Source organism: Leisingera sp. ANG-M6 (assembly GCF_000813905.1).
In the GTDB taxonomy this organism is placed as follows: domain Bacteria; phylum Pseudomonadota; class Alphaproteobacteria; order Rhodobacterales; family Rhodobacteraceae; genus Leisingera.
Window position 1 is genome coordinate 328,993 of record NZ_JWLG01000013.1, and the last position, 18,690, is coordinate 347,682.

An 18,690-nucleotide genomic window follows, 5' to 3' on the forward strand; every position below is an offset into this window, starting at 1 on the left:
GTTAATTTGGCTCAAGTTTCCATAAGGATAGCCCGAGATGCTGCATGCCCTGTTTCGATTTTTGCTCTGCTTGCTGCTGGGTTTCGGGCTGACAGCTCACACCAGCGCCCAGGAAAGTGACGCAAGCGGAGCTGAGGCACTGTCCCAGGCGATAGAGCAGGCCGCTGAAAACGGTGTCAGTGTGCTGGTTGTGGACAGCAGCGGGCGGTTGCTCAATGCGCCGCCGGAAGCGGGGCCGCAAACCGGCGAAACCAGCACGGATGTGATGGAGCAGCCTTCCGCGCTAATGAAAGCACAGTCCAGGGTTGCGGCTTTTCGTGCGGAACTGAACAGCCGCCTGGAAGCGCTGCCTTACTCAGTGTTCGAAATGCAGTACATTCTGCGCCAGACCAGCCCGGATGGGCGCATCATGACATATGTAGAGGTGCTGGGCTGGAGTGTGCTGTTCCTGCTGGTTGGCCGCTGGCTGTCGGTGGAGATCTATGGCAAACGCTTTGCAAAAAGGTTTGTGGTTGCTCGGATCCAAGCAACTCCTGAAGGCTACCAGGATAAGATGCCTTTTCTGGTATTCCGCTTCCTGATGGGAATCGGCGCGACGATTTTTGCAATGATCTTCGCAGCTTTGATTTCGCATCTGGTCTTTGGTTCCTCAGGCGATCCGTCTATCGAGTTCACTGTCACAGCGATTTACACGGCCTACTTTTTGGCCAGGACCGTCTCAGACTTGTGGCGGATGGTTCTTTCACCCTTTCTGGCGCAATACCGCATCCCGGTTTTCTCCGACAGGGACGCCAAGCGGCTGTATATTTGGGCGTCTTTGCTGGCGACATACGACATTTCGTCGACGCTCTTTGCAACCTGGGTCGGGGATTTTGGGCTGAACTACAACGTTTATGCGCTTGTTTATGGAGTGCTTGCACTGGTCGGGACGCTGGGCAACCTCTTGATGGTTCTGGTCAATGGGCGTGCGATTTCCAATGCCATCCGGGCCGGCCGGATGCCTGAAGATTGCTCTTGGCTGGTGCGCTTCCTTGCTGTGGCCTGGGCGCCGGGATTAATGATCTACATGGTGTTTGGCTGGCTCAAGCTGGCCTTTGACCTTGTGCTGGAACACGAGGTTTCTATCCCTCTGATGGCGGGCAGCTATTTCGTCCTGACCACAATTCTGGTTGTTTACGGAGCGATAAACTATCTGATCGAGCGGTATTTTCGCCGAGCATACCAGACCCATGCCATGTCAGAGGCCCTGGAAACCGCTGAGCAACCTGAGCCTGCCGTTCTAGAAACAGGACCTGCAGCTCCGGCTGATGTGATTGCAACTGCTGAAGATGGATCGCCGGAGCAGTCAGACCCGCTTGGCGCCGAAGGAGCAGAACGAGTTGCGGCAATGCCGGATGCTGCACCTGATGAGTCTGGTGGATTCGATAACGAAGATGAGATCTCCGAGCAGGTGGTACACCCGATTGCTACCTACGAAGACCTGGCTCGCCGTGTTGCGGGCATCCTGGCTTTTGTTGTCGGTGCCTACTCGCTGCTCATTGTCTGGAGCCCTGATGCAAGCTGGCTGAGCACTACTGCTGCCGAGCGCATGGTGGATGTAACCGTCATTCTGTTTATTGGGTATATCGTCTATCACCTGTTCCGGATTTGGATCGACAGCAAGATTGATGAGGAGGTTGGCGACATTCCTGTGGCCGAACTCGGCGATGAAGGCGGTGCGGGGGGCGCCAGTCGGTTGGCCACATTGCTGCCTCTGTTCCGCGGAGCAATTCTGGCCGTGGTTCTGGTTTCCATCGTGCTCATCCTGCTGTTGGAACTTGGAATCAATGTCAGCCCGCTGTTTGCAGGTGCCGGCGTGGTCGGATTGGCGGTAGGCTTTGGTTCCCAGACCCTTGTGAGGGACATATTCTCCGGTGCTTTTTTCCTCATCGATGATGCATTCCGCAAAGGCGAATACATCGACATCGGAGATGTAAAAGGCACTGTTGAGAAAATTTCAGTCCGTTCCTTCCAGCTGCGCCATCACCTTGGCGCGCTACATACAATTCCGTTTGGAGAGATCAAGGTTCTGACCAATTACTCCCGTGACTGGGTGATGATGAAATTGCCGCTGCGGGTTACCTATGACACCGACGTGGAAAAGGTCCGCAAGCTGATCAAGAAGCTGGGCCAGACCCTAATGGATGATCCGGTTGTCGGGCATACGTTCATTCAGCCCCTGAAGTCCCAGGGTGTGATCGAGATGCAAGACTCGGCAATGATCATTCGTGTGAAATTCATGACCAAGCCGGGGGATCAGTGGATTGTGCGCAAGCGGGTGTACCAGGAAATCCGCGAGCTGTTCGCGCGGGAAGGCGTCAAGTTTGCCCACCGTGAGGTCACGGTGCGTCTGGCCCCGGATCAGGCGGAAGGGGCGACGCCTAAACAGAAGGACGCCGCGCTTGGTGCTGTGCAGGCCGCCATAGATGAAGACATGCTGGAAGACATGGGCGGACCTGACGGCGATGACCGCTGAGCATCAGTGCGCGTGTGTGCCCTTGTGCCCCCTTTCAGCCGCGCAATGCGGTAAGCTTGTTAGTCAGGCCAGCAGGCAGGGCTGCTGCCGCGGCGGGCGGCGGGCAGGTCCCAGTTCATTGCCGTTCCGTTTAGGCTGAGCGGAGCTGCAAGCCGGTGTCCTGGTCCCCAGCCGCTGCGTTCAATAAGCTGTGAATAATCTCCATCTCCCGGCCCGCCAATATCCGGGCCATTGGCAGACTTTTCCATCCCTGCAAGCAATTCTGCCGTCCGGGCAAGGGACAGCCGGGCGGAAGGGACTGCCGCACCCCGCGCCGCGGCTGTAAGTGCGGACAACACTGCAGCGGCCATAAGGTATCCGGTTGCATGGTCCAGCGCCTGTACCGGTAAAGGGTGGGGGGTGCCGGACCCAGCCCAGTCGCGGCCTGCATCGGCGATGCCAGCGCTCATTTGCACCAGACTGTCAAATCCGCGCCGCGCGGACCAAGGACCGGTCCATCCATAGGCATCCAGTGACACCTCTACTGCGCCGGGTGCAAGCTGCCGGCGTGTGTCTGCGTCATATCCTAAGTTGTCCAGCGCGCCGGGCCTGTAGCCGTGCGCAATCACATCAGCCTGCGCAAGCAAGGTTTCGAAAACCAGCCGGTCTTCGCCTTTGGTCAGGTCAAGCGCGGCCATGTGTTTGCCTAGCGAAACATCGGTGATCACACCGGGTTCGTCCCAGCCGGGCGGGTCGATGCGCAGTACATCAGCACCAAAACCGGCCAGAGTTCGAGTGGAGACGGGCCCGGCAATAACGCGCGTCAGATCGAGCAACCGCAAACCGGCAAGCGGGCGTTCTGCAGTTGCCTGCGGCCGGTCTCTCAGATGGATGGGCCGGGGGGAAATCCAGTGAGTCAGCGGCTCTGCCGCCACGGCGCGGCCTTGAGGGTGTTGCCGCCACTCCGAGCGGCTGCGCATTGCGGCGGCCACGCCGCCTGCAGCCACGGTTGCGCTCTCCAGGCTGTCAGCCTGCCAGTGCCTAACCGCAGCGGTCACGGCCTTCCGCGTGCCTGCGCAGCCAAGCACTTGCAGCGCGGCCTGGCGGTGATGCGGCAAGTTGGTATGCAAGCGGATCCAACCGTCCTGTGTTTCGTATACGCCTGCTATTGCGTCCCAAAGGTTTGGCAGCTCCCAGCCCTCAGGCCGGAAACTGTAGCCGAACCAGAGCGCGGCCAAGCGCTGATCAACCGTGACTTCCGGCGCAGACGGAGCAAGGTTGAGCACTTCTATCAGCCTGGCCAGTTCCAGCCCAACCGCCGCGATCGAGGCGTTAGCCAGTTCGGTGACTGCAAAGGCACTGAGCCATTGGCCGCTGCCAGTCAGGCGGAATTGGTCCGCAGCGGGGAGTGCAGTTAGCAGGCTCAATGCTGATAGGGATCAAGGCTATCGCGCAGCCCGTCGCCAAGGAAATTGAAAGCAAGCACGACAACGACAATAGGCAACATCGGAATGGCCAGCCAGGGGTAGATCTCGACAGAAGTGAGGTTCTGGGCGTCATTCAGCATCACACCCCAGCTGACCGCCGGCGCACGCAAGCCGAGCCCGAGAAAGGACAATGCGGTTTCGCCCAGGATCATTGCCGGGATCGATAAGGTGGCCGAGGCGATCAGATGAGACATGAAGTTGGGAAGCAGATGCTTGCGGATCACCCGCCCGGAAGAGGCCCCCATCATCTCCGCCGCACGGACGTATTCCTCTTCCCGAAGCGACAGGAATTTGGCACGCACGGAACGGGCCAGTCCAGGCCAGTCGAGAATGCCGAGAATGATGGAGATGATGAAAAACACCGCAACCGGTGACCAGTTCGAGGGAACCGCAGCGGACAGGGCGAGCCACAAGGGCAGTTCAGGCAGCGATCTAAGGATCTCGATCACCCGGTTCACAGCCCAGTCGACACGGCCGCCGAAGTACCCGGCGACACTGCCGAAGAAGATACCAAGAACGAAAGATACGGTAATCCCGATCAGGCCAACTGTCAGAGATAATTGCGCGCCGTAGGAAACGCGGCTGAAGATGTCGCGGCCCAGGCGGTCGGAGCCCATAATGAAAATTGTCGCCTCTTCGCTGGCGCAGAACAGGTGCCGGTTGCTTTCTATGAAGCCTGCGAGGTTATAGGTGCTGCCTTCACAGAAAAACTTGAGCTTGAGCGGGCGCGAGGTGTCCGGCTTGAATTCCCACTGGAAGGTCTCGAGGTTGGCCTCAGAGGTCATCGGGTAGACGAAGGGGCCGACAAACTCGCCCTCGTGGAAAAGTTTGATCGATTGCGGCGGTGAGTAGAGGTGTTCTGAAAACCGCTGGTTGGGTCCGTAAGGCGCGATAAAGCCGGCAAAGGGGATCAGGAAATAAGCAACAAAGAGGAAGATGCCGGAAATCAGACCCAGCTTGTGGGTCTTGAACTTGCGCCAGACCAGCAGCCAGTTCGGGGCGTCCAGATCCTTGCGCTCCAGCTCCAGCAGCGAGGCCTGGGGGTCGAAGGGTTCGTCATCGACAAAACGTCCGTCGGGCAGATGTGTCATGCGTCGCGCCCTTCGTAACGAATTCTGGGATCAAGCAGCACCAGCAGCACATCCGAAATCATGGTGCCGATCAGGGTGAGCAGCGCGACGAACATCAGCACGAAACCAGACAGGAACATATCCTGGGTCTTGAGCGCAGTCAGCAGAGTCGGGCCTATGGTCTGCAGGCCCAGCACCACAGAAACGAGGACCGAACCGGAGATCATGGAAGGCAGCAGATTGCCGATGTCGGCAACAAAGGGGTTGAAGGCTACCCGCAGCGGGTACTTTGCCAGCATGCGGGATGGCGCCATACCCTTGGCAATTGCGGTCTCCACATATGGCTTGCCCAACTCATCCAGCATGTTGGCGCGCAGCCGCTGCATCATCGCAGATGCGCCGGCAGTACCAATCACGAAGGTCGGAACAATGAGGTGCACCAGAATGGATTTCACCTTGTCCCAGTTCATGGGCATCCCCTCGTATTCTGGGGCCATAAGCCCTCCGATCGGCAGGTCAAACCACCGGTGTCCGTAATAGAACAGGATCAAGGCAAGCAGAAAGTTCGGAGTGGCGAGGCCGAGGTAGCCGACAAAGGCTGTGGTGTAGTCGACCCAGGTACGGGCGCGGGCAGCCGCCAGAACGCCTAGGGGCAGGGCAACGGCATAGACAAAGACCACCGCGGCCAGGTTCACCAGCACCGTCAGCCACAAACTGTCGCCAACGATATCAGCCACGGGGCTGTCAAATTCGAATGACCAGCCGAAATTGCCCTGGATCATGCCGGAAAACCCGTGCGGCCCCGGCATGAAACCCATCCAGATCATGTACTGCTGCCAAAGCGGCTTATCGAGTGCATATTCCTTGCGCAGGAATTCCGCCTTGGCAACGCCCGCGGACTGTCCGGTCGCTTGCAACTCGGCGATCTGGTTCGACAAGTAGTCGCCGGGCGGCAGGTTGATGATGACAAAAATCAGCACCGACACCACCAGGAGTGTCATCAGCATGGTGCCAAAGCGGTAGATGGCATATCGCACTATCTCCATCAGTCCAAGCCATCCTCGAAGTAGAACTCGTCCGGCCGGTAGACGCCGAAATGTGCGCCGGGATCCCAGGCCCAAATCGCCTGCTCCGGCACGTTGCGCAGCCGCTTGCTGACGACCACCGGCTGAGGTGCGGCGGCAACCACACCGATGGCGTAGACTTGATCGGCGTGGATCTGCAGCATGGCGCGCCAGGCTGCGAGGCGCTCATCCTTTGTCGTGGCCATGTCCCAGTCCTGCAGGAGGGAAAGCAGCTGCTGGGCCGGTTCCATGTCTGGCTGCTCCCCTGCGCTGCCGCCGGTCTGATAGTACTGACCCCACTTCGGCCATGACAAAAAGACCTGGTCTGTGGGGGCAAGGTACACTGGTGACGTGTAGGACTGGGGCAGGCCGTTGTCCCAGCCGAACCAGGCAGAGGCCATGGAGTTGCCGGAAAAGACCCGGTTTCTCAGAATGTCGCGGTCCAGCGGGCGCATGATGAGTTTTACCCCGACATCACGCCAGTCATCAGCAATAATCTGCAGAGCGTTCTCCACCTCCTGCCGCTCGCCTGCAGTTTCGACGATCAATTCCATCAGGCGCCCGTCGGGAAGATAGCGGATGCCATAACCATCCTTTTCGGTTAACCCGGCTTCGTCCAGCAGGCGGTTTGCCTGCTCCGGATTAAACTCGGCCCATGCATTGCGCAGCGCGGGGTCGAACAACTCGCTTTGTTCCAGCACCGTCATGGCGCCGGGCTTGGCCAAGTTGAAGTAAAGTGCCCGGTTGATAGCGCGGCGGTTAATTGCAAGGGACAAGGCGCGCCGTACCCGCACATCGCGCAAAATTTCACGCCAGAGAGGGTCCCGGGTGTTCAGGTTTGGGTAAATGGCGATCTGCGAAGCAGCGCCGTTACCCCAGAGGTATGTCTTGTAGCCGGAGTTGTCTTTTTCACCCTTGCGCAGAATGGGAATGTCGCGAAAGTCCAGCCCGCGGGCCTGCAGATCCGCTTCCCCTGCATTCGACTTGGCGGCTACCAGCCCGGAGGTGACGATCTCCATCTCAACAGTGTCAATGTAGGGCAGTTGGACGCCGTGGCTGTCGATCCGGTGGTAATAGGGGTTACGCACAAACTGGTGGCGGATCTTTTTGCCGGGTGAGGCGTTGATCCAGGGTTGAAGCGTCGGAAGCTCGTGATTGTCGAACTTGTACATGTTGTCGTACTTGTTGTGCAGAGCAGCCCAGCTTTTTACGCGTGCGTAATCGACCTCTTCTTCCAGAATCGCTGGGTCGGCATAGTCCGCATGGAATTGCTTCAAGTACTTGGCCGGACGGTAGATAAAGGGCGGCCGGGCCTGCGCCAGCATATGCAGGAAGCTGGGGTTCGGGTCGTCCCATTCATAAACTACCGTTGTTTCGTCAGGGAAACTCACCCTCGGCAGCTTTCCCATCACTCTCAGAAAATCCGGCGGGCCGGCAGGGCTCAAAAGCTCGTTATTTGCAACATCGTCCCACCAGTAACGGAAATCGTCAGAAGTGAACGGGTCGCCGTTGGACCAGCGATGCCCGGGCCGCAGCTTCAGCGTGTAGCGGCGGTTCCCTTCGTTTTCGTATCCCAGAAGGATGTCCGGCTTTAGCTGGTATTTCTCGTCGTAGCCTGCCAGCCGCGCGTATCCGTAGACCACCATCTGCCGGATGTCCTTGGAACGCGTGACCATTGTATTGAGCGTTCCGCCCTGAATGCCGAACTCCCGGCCCTTGGCAGCCAGATCCACCACCAGCGGCACGTCGGGCAGTCGTTTGGCGGCGGGCGGCAGGTACCCTGCCTTAACCTCGGAGCGCCAGAAACTGCTTTCCTGCACCGTGATGTCCGCTAGCGCGGGCAATGGCGCAATGCAGAAGACGGCAGCCAGCACGGGTTTCAGGGCATCAAGCATGGCAGCGCACCTTGTGGCCAGGTTCCAGATGTTTCAATCCCACCAGGGGCGGGGCTTCAGCGCCGTCGAACCGGAATGCATCGGGCCAATGTTCGGGTGCGCCCGCCCCCTGAGCCACCAGCTTCAGGTCGATCGGCCGGTCGATATCAGGCTCGGGCTGGGCGGCGATCAGCGCCTTGGTATAGGGGTGCTGAGGATTGTAGAACAAAGTTTCCGGCGGTGCCTGCTCCACGATCAGCCCGCGCCGCATTACCGCAACCTCATCAGCGATACGTGCCACGACAGCAAGGTCATGGCTGATGAAGAGATAGGACAGATTTTGCTGGTCACGGATTTCTTCCAGCAGGCGCAGGATCTGTTCCTGAACAGAGACATCCAGTGCCGACGTCGGTTCGTCGCAAACAATCAGTGCAGGATCCAGCATCAAGGCGCGCGCAATCGACAGGCGCTGGCGCTGACCGCCGGAAAATGCATGCGGGTAACGCTTCAGCATATCGGGCGACAGACCTACCAGGCGCAGCATTTCCGCAGCTTTGTCGCGACGCTCGGCCCGTGTGCCAATGCGATGGATATCCAGCGGTTCCATCAGCGTGTCTTGAATGCGCATCCGTGGTGACAGGGATGAGTACGGGTCCTGGAACACCATCTGGGCCTGTTTCTGGAAGGCAGTCCGCGTCTCCCGGTTCATGTCATGCACTGTAACCGGCGGCAAGCTGGGGTCGGGCCGGAACAGCACCTCACCGCCGGGATCAGGCGGCTCTGCTCCTAAAGCTATGCGGGCGGCGGTGGTCTTGCCTGACCCGCTCTCTCCGACGATAGCCAGTGTCTCGCCGCGGGTCACCCGCAGATCAATTTCACGGCACGCATGGATCAGGGTCGGCGCTTGCCAGCCCTTACCCGCCCGCAGCGTGTAAGTCTTGGAGACGGATTTCATCTCCATTATCAGGTCTTCACGTGAAGGTGGAATTGCGACGACTTCGGCATCCGGAATTTCCGGTGCGGCATCAAACAATGCCTTGGTGTAGGGATGGGCAGGTGCCCGCAGCATGGGTTCGGCGCGCCCGGATTCCATGACCCGGCCCTTGTGCATGACCACCACCTGCTCGGCCATGTTCGCAACTACACCCAGATCATGAGTCACAAGGATCATCGCCATGCCGGTTTCGCGCTGCAGGTCCTTCATCAGTCCCAGAACCTGAGCCTGCGTAGTCACGTCGAGCGCGGTGGTCGGTTCGTCGGCGATCAGCAGGTCCGGTTTGGCCACCATTGCCATGGCGATCATTGCCCGCTGGCGCATGCCGCCGGACAATTCAAACGGATAGGAGCGGTAGGTGCGTTCTGGCTCTGGAAAGCCAACCCGCTCAAAGCACTCCAGGACTACATCACGCGCCTCGCGTTCGGATTTGCGCCCATGCAGCCACAAAACCTCGGACACCTGGTTGCCGATCCGGTGCAGAGGCGACAAGGACCGCATCGGCTCCTGAAAAATCATCGATATGGTATTGCCGCGTACATCACGCATCTCGCGTTCAGCCAGCGAAGCCAAATCCAGTTTTTTGCCGCGGGTTTCCAGCAGGATCCGTCCGGACCGCAGTTGCGCCACCTTCGGGAGTATGCGCAGCACTGCGCGGCAGGAAACCGTCTTGCCGGAGCCGCTCTCCCCAACCAGGGCAAGCGTTTCCCCTGGCTGGACAGCAAAGCTCACGTCTTTGACAACGGAGTCTCCTTTGCCAAAACCGATGCTGAGGTTTTCGACGGACAGCAACGGGCGCATTCAGATTTGTCCGCCGAGCTGGTTCAAGGCGCTCATGAGATCGTGTTTTCCCCTGTTTTTTTCATCACCTTCGCGCGCCAAAGGCCGTTTAGTCAAACCCCATTTGGCCTGACGCCGGCTTTGCAAGGGGAATTTTGCCAAGCTGTAAAAAGCGTTGCAGGCTCCGGCAAGCTTGGAGGCGTGCTTTTAAAGCGATTGAGGAGGCATTCAGGATGTTGCGCCAGAGACCGGTCAAAATTTGTCACGATGGCGTGCAGGCGGGCATGAGCCGTCTGTACAGCCTGATAGCCCGGCCGCTTTTGCGTGTGTCGCGGAAGCCACTCAATCCTGGTAGCAAGCTCAGGCATATCGGGTTGCTCTGTTGGCGCAGACGGGCGGCCCGGCATAGAGTGGCGGAAACGCAAATAATCTGAAAGGTCGCTCATGGCGCAAAAACCTGTTCTGCACCGGGATGACCCGGAGGCCGAGCCGCTGGTCGGTAATATCAAGGTTACCCGCAACGATTGGTTGAACGTGGCGATGGATGTGCTGATCTCTGACGGGGTGGAACAGGTCAAGGTGCTGGCACTGGCGGAGCGGATGCAGGTTTCGCGGTCGTCCTTCTATTGGTATTTCAAGTCGCGCCAGGATCTTCTGGATGCGCTTCTGAAAACCTGGGAGCAGACCAATACAGCGGGCATGGTGCGTCAGGCGGAGGCGCCGGCCAAGACCATCACCGGGGCGGTTCTGAACGTTTTCCATTGCATCACCAATCCCAACTTGTTCAATACAGCGCTGGATTTTGCGGTGCGTGACTGGTCGCGCCGCTCCGGCAAGGTGCGCAGCCTGCTGGACCGGTCCGACCGGCGCCGGGTTGAGGCGCTAACAGCGATGTTTGCCCGCTATGGCTACCCAGAGCGTGAGGCCATGACCCGCGCAAAGGTGCTGTATTACATGCAACTGGGCTACGACATGGCGGACCCGAACGAAAGCCATGCCCACCGTCTGGAAGTGACGCCTGAATATCTCAAGGTGTTCACAGGACGGGAACCGCTGGCTGAGGAAATGGATGCCTTTACCGAGTTCACGCGCCAGCACTGGGATATCTGATAGCCCAGCGCCGGCTTGTGACAGTCTTGCTTACAGGCCGCGCAGCGCTTCATCTGCTGCTGTGCGGACCTTTTTGGCGGCCTCCAGGCGTACCGGGCCATAACCGCGGATTTCCATCGGTGCCTGCAGGATTTCCATGCACGCGTCATGCGTCTTCGGGGTGTAGCGCGTGGCAACGGAGCGGAGGGCTTCTTCGTACCATCCCAGCAAGTCACGGTGCAGGCGGGCTTCCTCATGATAGCCAAAGACGTTGAAAGCGGTGCCGCGCAGGCGGCGTGCTTTGACCAGCAGGTTCAGGGCTGGGCGCAGCCAGGGGCCGAATGAGCGCTTCAGCGGCCGGCCGCGGGTATCCTTCCTGCGGCTCAACAGCGGCGGCGCGAGGTGGTAGTTGACCTTATAGTCGCCCTCGAATTCGCCTTCGATCTGATGACGGAACTTCTCGCTGGTCAGCAGACGCGCAACTTCGAATTCGTCTTTGTAGGCCATTAATTTGAACAAAGACCGGGCCGCTGCTGTCGTCAGCTGCTCCTCTACCTCAGCAGGCAAAGCGTCGCGGAACCTTGCCAGCGTGTCCTGATACCGCGACGCATATGCGGTATCCTGATATCCGGTCAGGAAGGCAGCGCGCCGGTCAACCAGCTCCTTTAGCGTTTCGTCCTGTTCCGGAGCTTCCTTGTAGTTGCTCTCCACCAGCGCCGGGTCCGCTGCCATGGCACGCCCGATGGCGAAGGCGAGGCGGTTTTTTTCGATCGCTACAGCATTCAGCTCAATTGCCTGATCCAGCGCGCCCGCGCTCACTGGCACCAGCCCCTTCTGCCAAGCAAAGCCAAGCATCATGACATTGGCCAAAACTGCGTCTCCGAGCATTGCCTCAGCGGCTTCGTTGGCATTGAAACCAGACAGGTTCTGCGGCCCCACTGCTTCTGCGATGGTTTTTTCGCGGACCCCAGCCATCAGGTCGGCGTCGCGGCGCAGAACCAGATCACCAGTAGGCATTTCCGCCCGGTTCAGCACTACCTTGGTACCGGGGCGGTAGTGGACCGAAGCCTTGGGCGCAGAGCTGACGACAACGTCGCAGCCGATAACGGCATCCGCGCCGCCCTGATCAATCCGCACCTGGTTCAGCGTGTCCGGGGAACTGGAGAGCCGGATGTAGCTCAGCACGGTGCCGAATTTTTGCGCAAACCCGGTGAAGTCCAGAACGCTCGACCCCTTGCCCTCCAAATGTGCGGCCATGGTGATCAGCGCACCGACCGTCACAACGCCGGTGCCGCCCACTCCGGTGACGAGCAGGTCAAACGGCTCTGCCAGGGAGGGAAGGTCCGGGGCGGGCAACCGGGCCGCCAGTTCGGCGGTGTCCAGCCCGGCAGGCTTCTTCTTGCGCCGGGTTGCGCCCTCGACGGTGACGAAGCTGGGGCAGAAGCCGTTGAGGCAAGAGAAATCCTTGTTACAGGTGGAGAGGTTGATCTTGCGTTTGCGCCCGAACGGCGTCTCCTTTGGCTCCACGCTCAGGCAGTTGGATTCAACCGAGCAATCGCCGCAACCCTCACAGACCAAGTCGTTGATGAAGGCAAATCGTTTCGGGTCCTCCATCTTGCCGCGCTTGCGGCGGCGGCGTTTTTCGGTGGCGCAGGTCTGCTCGTAGATCAGCACGGTGACGCCGGGGATGTTGCGCAGCTCACGCTGCACCGTGTCCAGTTCCGCACGGTCGTGGAAGGTGGTGCCGCTCGGTAAATCCCCTTGGCTGAACTTGCCGATGTTGTCTGAGATCAGGGCAATTCGCTGCACGCCTTCTGCGCGGCAGGTCTGGGCGATGCCATGGACGGAGACCGGTCCGTCCACCGGCTGGCCGCCGGTCATCGCCACCGCGTCGTTATACAGGATCTTGTAGGTGATGTTGGTGCCGGCCGCGACCGCCTGGCGGATCGCCAGCGAGCCGGAGTGATACCAGGTGCCTTCGCCGAGGTTCTGAAACACATGCTTGTTTCCATTGAACTGCGAGGTAACGGTCCACGGCACGCCTTCACCGCCCATCTGGGCATAGCCGGCGGTTTCGCGGTCCATCCAGCTGGCCATTACATGGCAGCCGATGCCCGAGAAAGCCTTGGATCCTTCCGGCAGCTTGGTAGATGTGTTGTGCGGACAGCCGGAACAGAAGTAGGGCGTGCGGGTGGCGCCGGGAACGTTCAGCACTTTCGGCGGTTCAGCAGTTAGCGCAGCGGCTTTGGCCGGCAGGTTCTCTTCCGGAAAAAACTTGTCCAGGCGTGCAGCCACAATGGGCGCCAGCAGCAGCGGACTCAGCTCACCGGTCCACGGGATCAGCGGCTCGCCCTGGCTGTCGTATTTGCCGACCATCTTCTCCGGCTTGCTGCCGGGCCAGTCGTAGAAGTTTTCCTTGAACTGGCTTTCGATGATGCCGCGTTTTTCTTCGACAACCAGCACTTCCTGTTTGCCTTTCACGAACTTCAGCGCATCGGTGCGGTCCAGCGGCCAGACCATGCCGACCTTGTAGATGTCGATACCCAGGCGGCGGCAGGCGGCCTCGTCCAGACCCAGAAGCCGCAGCGCCTCCATCAGGTCCAGATGCCCCTTGCCGGTGGAGACAAAGCCGAAACGGGCGTCCTTGATGTCATAGATCCGTTTGTCGATCGGGTTGGCCTCGGCAAAGGCGCGCACCGCGTCCAGCTTGGCGTGGATGCGGGTTTCGATTTCAGGCGAGGGCAGGTCGGCCCGGCGGATATGCAGACCGCCTGGGTAATCCGGCAGCTCCGGGTAGATGAATTCTCGGTCCGGCTGCAGCTCCACCGAGCGCGCGCTCTCCACGGTTTCCGACACCGCCTTGAAGCCGACCCAGGTGCCTGAGTAGCGGGACAGGGCAAAGCCGTATTCGCCAAAGGTCAGGTATTCGGACACATCTGCCGGGTTCAGCACCGGCATGAACCAGGACATGAAGGCCACGTCTGATTGGTGCGGCATCGAGGAGCTGACGCAGCCGTGGTCATCGCCTGCGACAACCAGTACACCGCCTCTGGCAGATGAGCCGTATGCGTTGCCGTGTTTCAGTGCATCGCCGGACCGGTCCACACCCGGGCCCTTTCCGTACCACATTGAAAACACGCCCTCGACCTCGCAGTGCGGGTCCAGAATGGCCTGCTGAGCACCCAGAACGGCAGTGGCGCCCAAGTCTTCGTTAACGGCAGGCATGAACTTGATACGGTTCTCCTGCATCCGCTCTTTGGCGCGCCAGAATTCCAGATCGACCCCGCCGAGCGGCGAGCCGCGGTAGCCGGAGACAAATCCTGCGGTGTTCAGGCCTGCTTCCTTGTCGCGGCGGGCCTGGTCCAGCATAACCCGGGCCAGCGCCTGGGTGCCGGTCAGGAACACCCGGCCCTTGGTCATCTCGTAACGGTCGTTCAGCTTGTAGCTGCGGAAATCGTGGCTCAGCTCGGTCATCGCGGCGGAATCCTTGCGCGGAAGATGTGTTTTCCGGAAAAGTAATCCACGAAGGCTGAAAAGATTTGCCTGATTTACTGGTTTTGCAATTTCTTGTGGTTATGTTATCCAAAATTTTCCTGCCTTGTGGAAGAAATGACCGGAAAATGAAGATCGACGACCGCGACCGCCGGATTTTGACCCTGCTCCAGGAAGATTCCCGCATCTCCAACGCCGACCTGGCAGAGGCCGTGGGCATGTCTCCTTCAGCCCTTTGGCGACGGGTGAGAGCGCTTGAAGAGGCAGGGATCATCGAACGCTACGGTGCCGTGGTGAACGCGCCAGCCATGGGGCTCGGATTCCAGGCCATCGTGCATGTGCATCTGACACGGCATGATCCGGACAAGCTGGTGGAATTCATCCGCGCGGTGGAAACCAGCCCGTTGGTGCAGGAATGCTACGCCACGACTGGCCAGGCGGACTATCATCTGAGGGTGCTAGCCCCGGATCTGGAGGCCTACAACCGGTTTCTGGAAAGCTTCCTGTTCCGGCTGCCTGCGGTCGCCAGCGCCCAGACCAATGTCGTTCTGCGGACGATCAAGCGGGACAAGCCCATAGTACCCTGAAAAAAGCGCTAGCAGCGCATGGTTATCCACCCGGCGGATATGCCATCTGCCGAGAAGAGGGACAGGAGTGTTTCTCCAAAGAAGAACACCAGAGCGTTCTTTTGGCATCTTCTTTGCAAAAAGACCCCAGGGCAGGGGACGGCCCTAAACTGGAGTTTCTATCACATTGCAGCGTATTTCACCCATGCCCAGGCCATGGCGATATAGGTGAGCTGGTGCAGCGCCTGGTCCGATCCCATGGCTTGCCAAAACATTGGTTGCTGCGGGTTTAGCTTCTTGCGCTCAGAAAAGCGGGCTTTGCCAAAGTCGATGTGGAAATGGACCACCCATTCCAGCGCGGCCAGCACCAGGATGAACATCACTGGTGCGCCGAAAAGAAGGAAAATCAAGGCGGATCCTACGATATGAACACCGGCATGCTGCGCGCGGCCCATGTGCGCATAAGCGCAGCGGCCAGACAGCATCTTGGGAGTCTGCAGGAAAAAGTCGGCAAACAGGTGCTTCACCTGCAAAGCGCAGAGCAGCAGCAGAACGGATCCGACATATTCCGGCAAACCAATAAGTCTCCTGAAAGTATACTTGGCTGGAACCTTACGGATTTTTTGGCGCCTGGCAAATGTTGCGGCTGCAAGGTTCCGTAACGGGACAAGGCCGGTTTCTGCCCATTGCCTGTGCCGGTCAAACCGCGCTACCCATAGAACAGCCTTGCCTGATGCCGCCAATTACGGAGCTTTCCCCATCGAGCGCTCTCTATTCCGCTTCATCTGGAAATACTCCAAACGCGACCAGCTGATACTGCTTGTCGTGACTGCCTGCTTGTTTCCGCTGCTTTACCTTACGCTGGAACTCCCCAAACGGATCATCAACGACGCGATCGGCGCCGAAAGCTCAACCATCACAGTGCTGGGGCAAAGTTTCGATCAGCTGACCTTCCTTTGGATCCTTTGCGGGGCTTTCCTGCTATCGGTGCTGTGCCACGGCCTGCTGAAAATGCGGATCAATACCATGAAGGGGGTGCTGGCAGAGCGGATGCTGCGCCGTTTCCGGTATCAGTTGATCGCCCGTGTGTTGCGCTTCCCTCAACCCTATTTTGAACGGGTCAGCCAGGGTGAGTTGGTGTCCATGGTCACATCTGAATCAGAGCCAATGGGCGGGCTGATGGGGGATGCGGTCAGCCAGCCGGTGCTGCAGGCAGGCCAGATGCTGACCATTCTGTTTTTTCTGTTTCTGCAGAACTTCTGGTTCGGAATGGCAGCGATTGCGCTGATTCCGCTGCAGGGGTGGCTGATCCCGATGCTGCAGCGGCAGATCAACCTGCTGAACAAAAAACGCATCAAGCAGGTGCGGGCATTGGCCACGGAAATCGGTGAAAGCGCTGCGGGGGCGTCGACACTCAGGATCAACGGCGGCTGGCGCTACCGGATGGCGATCATCACCGCCCGGTTGGGGCGGCTTTATGAGATCCGCTTCGTGATCTACCAGAAAAAGTTCTTTATGAAGTTTCTCAACAACTTCATCACGCAGCTGACCCCGTTTTTCTTCTATGCGGTCGGCGGCTATCTGGTCTTGCAGGGCAAGGTGTCGCTGGGCGCGCTGGTGGCGGCGCTGGCGGCCTACAAGGATCTGGCATCGCCGTGGAAGGAACTACTGGCCTATTACAATCAGACCCAGGACATGAGCCTGCGCTGGGAGGTGATTCTGGAGCGCTTTGCACCTCAGGGTATGGTCGATGAAAACCTGCTCAGCGGTGAGCCCGAGGAACTGGGCCGGCTGCAAGGCGATGTGAAACTTGACTCTGTCAGTGTCCGGGACACGGACGGCAATCTGGTTCTGGAAGAGCTGAGCGCCACGTTCCCCGCTGGGCAGGTTGTTGGCATCTCGGCACCTTCCGAGGAAGACCGGCGTGCCCTGGCGGAATTGCTGACCCGTGAAATCCTGCCATCCTCCGGAACCGTGACGGTGGCAGAGGAAAGCCTCGCTGGGCTGCACCAGGCAACCGTCGCAGCACGCATCGGCTACGCCACCTCGCGTCCGGTTCTGTTTCAGGGGTCTTTTGGAGACAACGTGATGATGCCGATGCGGATGCGCCCGCGGGGTGAGGCACGCAATCTTCAAGAGCTGGAAATCGCGAAGCTTGCCGGCAACAGCCCGGACCCATTTGATGCACCATGGCTGGATCCCGAACTGGCAGGGTTCTCCAGTGAGGACGAGCTTCGCGGATGGTGGCTGAAACTCGTCGAAGGCATTGGCTCGGACACCGCGCTGTTCCGCCGCGGCATTGATCAGTATTTCGAAGCGCCGGCGCACCCGGACCTGGCTGAGCAGCTGGTCAAGTTGCGCCCGGCGGTGCGCAAAGCGGTCGTGGAAGCCGGTCTGGACGTGCATGTGCATTTCCTGGACGAGGAAAGCTATAACCCGGCTTTGCCGGTTGCCGAAAACCTTCTGTTCGCAGCTTCGCAGGAAGCTATGACGGGTGAGATGCTGCACCGGCAGGAAGAATTCCTGGACCAGCTTAAACAGCTGGGGCTGGATGAGGGGCTGGTTGCGCTGACCCGCGATGTGGTCGAAATGCTGCGGCAAATTTTCGGCATGGACGGCACCGGCCACCCGCTTTTCCGCAAGCTGGGTCTGGACGTGGACGCTTATGAGGCCGCACTTGCGCTGGCTGATAAGCCCGGTGCAACTGATGCCGCCAAGCTCAGCCGGGAGGAATTGGCGCAACTGTTGATCGTGCCTTTCACAATCTCGGCAGAACAGATCGGCCCGGCCTTCGAGGACGGAATGAAGGAGCGCATCCTTGGCTTCCGCCGCAGCCACGGCGACAGCCTGCTCAAGGCGCTGGGCGCCGGGTTCGTGCCTTTCAGCGAAGAAACCTTTGCCCCCAGTCTGACAGTTCTTGAAAATGCGCTGTTCGGCAAAATTTCCGACGCGGCCGGGGCCAAGGCAGACGAGGTGCGCAAGCTTGTTTCGGATCTGATGGTCCGCGAGGACTTGCGCGACCAGGTGGTGGAACTGATCTTTGACATGCCGATCGCCGTGGGCGGACAGGGGCTGGCGGCCAGTTTCGCCGAGCCGCTTGCTTTCTGCCGGGCAACGATCAAACGGCCGGATATCCTGATCCTCGACTCCGCGATGGCCAGCTATGATCTGGAAACCCGCGTTGCGGTTCATAAGAACCTGCGCAAGCTATTGCCGGACACGACTCTGATTTACCTGGCACCCAGTTTCCAAAGCCCAGATGTATTCGACGTCTTCTACGAATTGCGCCAAGGCCGGCTGGTCAGCGATGAAGCACAAGCCGCCGCAACAGCGGACGGGGCAGCGAGCCAGGATCTGGCGCGCAAGCTGCGGGCGCTGGAGCAGACAGAGCTGTTTTCCGGCCTGAACCGCCGTCAGCTGCGCCTGCTTGCCTTCGGCGCACGCTGGTATGAGGCCAAGGCTGGCGAGGTGGTCTTTCTAAAAGACGACGAGGCAACCGATGGCGCCTACATGATCCTGGAGGGCGAAGCCGGGCTGCATTTGCCGCAGGAGGGTGAAGAAGATCGTCTGATTGCTACCGTGGGCCCGGGAAGACTGGTCGGCGAATTGGGACTGATCCGTCATGAGCCGCGGGCATTGAGCATGACTGCAACGACTGACTTGCGCTGCTTGCGGATCGGTGAGGAAGAATTCCTGGCGGTGGTCGAAAACGATGCCTCCACGGCGTTCAAACTGTTGCAGGTGGTGGCGGGTTACGTCTCCAACTGATCCTCAAAACAA

General features: G+C 59.4%; 12 protein-coding genes. 4 read left to right on the forward strand and 8 right to left on the reverse strand.

What is annotated here, in order from left to right:
• Window positions 1–37: 37 nt before the first annotated feature.
• A complete protein-coding gene (locus tag RA24_RS11495; RefSeq protein WP_039191604.1) occupies window positions 38–2,515 on the forward strand; it encodes a mechanosensitive ion channel family protein in 2,478 nt (825 codons plus the stop codon).
• Window positions 2,516–2,574: 59 nt separating this feature from the next.
• On the opposite strand, the gene RA24_RS11500 is transcribed toward RA24_RS11495, so the two are convergent.
• The 6 genes from RA24_RS11500 to RA24_RS22655 are packed head-to-tail and all read right to left on the reverse strand — an operon-like array spanning window position 2,575 to window position 9,925.
• Window positions 2,575–3,921: a CoA transferase gene (locus tag RA24_RS11500; protein WP_039191607.1), complete on the reverse strand. Its 1,347-nt coding sequence runs from the start codon at window positions 3,919–3,921 to the stop codon at window positions 2,575–2,577.
• A complete protein-coding gene (locus RA24_RS11505) occupies window positions 3,918–5,072 on the reverse strand; it encodes an ABC transporter permease (protein WP_019297212.1) in 1,155 nt (384 codons plus the stop codon). Before RA24_RS11505 ends, RA24_RS11500 begins: the two co-directional genes overlap by 4 nt.
• Window positions 5,069–6,097, reverse strand: coding sequence for an ABC transporter permease (locus tag RA24_RS11510; protein ID WP_039149464.1), 1,029 nt, complete (start codon window positions 6,095–6,097; stop codon window positions 5,069–5,071). Before RA24_RS11510 ends, RA24_RS11505 begins: the two co-directional genes overlap by 4 nt.
• Window positions 6,097–8,010: an ABC transporter substrate-binding protein gene (locus RA24_RS11515; RefSeq protein WP_039191610.1), complete on the reverse strand. Its 1,914-nt coding sequence runs from the start codon at window positions 8,008–8,010 to the stop codon at window positions 6,097–6,099. Before RA24_RS11515 ends, RA24_RS11510 begins: the two co-directional genes overlap by 1 nt.
• Window positions 8,003–9,784, reverse strand: a complete 1,782-nt coding sequence (locus RA24_RS11520) for an ABC transporter ATP-binding protein (RefSeq protein ID WP_039191611.1) — start codon at window positions 9,782–9,784, stop codon at window positions 8,003–8,005. Before RA24_RS11520 ends, RA24_RS11515 begins: the two co-directional genes overlap by 8 nt.
• Window positions 9,785–9,925, reverse strand: coding sequence for a hypothetical protein (locus tag RA24_RS22655; protein WP_206540663.1), 141 nt, complete (start codon window positions 9,923–9,925; stop codon window positions 9,785–9,787).
• Window positions 9,926–10,207: 282 nt separating this feature from the next.
• Here RA24_RS22655 and RA24_RS11525 point away from each other — a divergent pair, with 282 nt between their 5' ends.
• A complete protein-coding gene (locus RA24_RS11525) occupies window positions 10,208–10,873 on the forward strand; it encodes a TetR/AcrR family transcriptional regulator (protein ID WP_019297208.1) in 666 nt (221 codons plus the stop codon).
• Between the two features lie 30 nt (window positions 10,874–10,903).
• Here the strand turns inward: RA24_RS11525 and RA24_RS11530 are convergent, their stop codons facing one another.
• Window positions 10,904–14,326, reverse strand: a complete 3,423-nt coding sequence (locus RA24_RS11530) for an indolepyruvate ferredoxin oxidoreductase family protein (RefSeq protein ID WP_039191614.1) — start codon at window positions 14,324–14,326, stop codon at window positions 10,904–10,906.
• 146 nt (window positions 14,327–14,472) lie between these two features.
• Here RA24_RS11530 and RA24_RS11535 point away from each other — a divergent pair, with 146 nt between their 5' ends.
• Window positions 14,473–14,931, forward strand: a complete 459-nt coding sequence (locus RA24_RS11535; RefSeq protein ID WP_019297206.1) for an Lrp/AsnC family transcriptional regulator — start codon at window positions 14,473–14,475, stop codon at window positions 14,929–14,931.
• A 161-nt stretch (window positions 14,932–15,092) separates the two neighbouring features.
• Here the strand turns inward: RA24_RS11535 and RA24_RS11540 are convergent, their stop codons facing one another.
• On the reverse strand, window positions 15,093–15,485 hold the full coding sequence (locus RA24_RS11540) for a DUF3307 domain-containing protein (RefSeq protein WP_019297205.1): 393 nt from the start codon (window positions 15,483–15,485) through the stop codon (window positions 15,093–15,095).
• Window positions 15,486–15,636: 151 nt separating this feature from the next.
• Here RA24_RS11540 and RA24_RS11545 point away from each other — a divergent pair, with 151 nt between their 5' ends.
• Window positions 15,637–18,678 carry an ABC transporter transmembrane domain-containing protein gene (locus RA24_RS11545; RefSeq protein ID WP_446720196.1) on the forward strand — a complete coding sequence of 1,014 codons (3,042 nt, stop codon included), beginning with the start codon at window positions 15,637–15,639 and terminating at the stop codon, window positions 18,676–18,678.
• The last annotated feature ends 12 nt before the right edge of the window (window positions 18,679–18,690 follow it).

Bases quoted from the DNA above. Each gene is read 5' to 3' on its own strand.
- RA24_RS11505 (WP_019297212.1), bottom strand. From the start codon at position 5,072: ATGACACATCTGCCCGACGGACGTTTTGTCGATGACGAACCCTTCGAC.
- RA24_RS11510 (WP_039149464.1), bottom strand. From the start codon at position 6,097: ATGGAGATAGTGCGATATGCCATCTACCGCTTTGGCACCATGCTGATG.
- RA24_RS11525 (WP_019297208.1), top strand. From the start codon at position 10,208: ATGGCGCAAAAACCTGTTCTGCACCGGGATGACCCGGAGGCCGAGCCG.
- RA24_RS11535 (WP_019297206.1), top strand. From the start codon at position 14,473: ATGAAGATCGACGACCGCGACCGCCGGATTTTGACCCTGCTCCAGGAA.
- RA24_RS11495 (WP_039191604.1), top strand. From the start codon at position 38: ATGCTGCATGCCCTGTTTCGATTTTTGCTCTGCTTGCTGCTGGGTTTC.
- RA24_RS11520 (WP_039191611.1), bottom strand. From the start codon at position 9,784: ATGCGCCCGTTGCTGTCCGTCGAAAACCTCAGCATCGGTTTTGGCAAA.
- RA24_RS11530 (WP_039191614.1), bottom strand. From the start codon at position 14,326: ATGACCGAGCTGAGCCACGATTTCCGCAGCTACAAGCTGAACGACCGT.
- RA24_RS11515 (WP_039191610.1), bottom strand. From the start codon at position 8,010: ATGCTTGATGCCCTGAAACCCGTGCTGGCTGCCGTCTTCTGCATTGCG.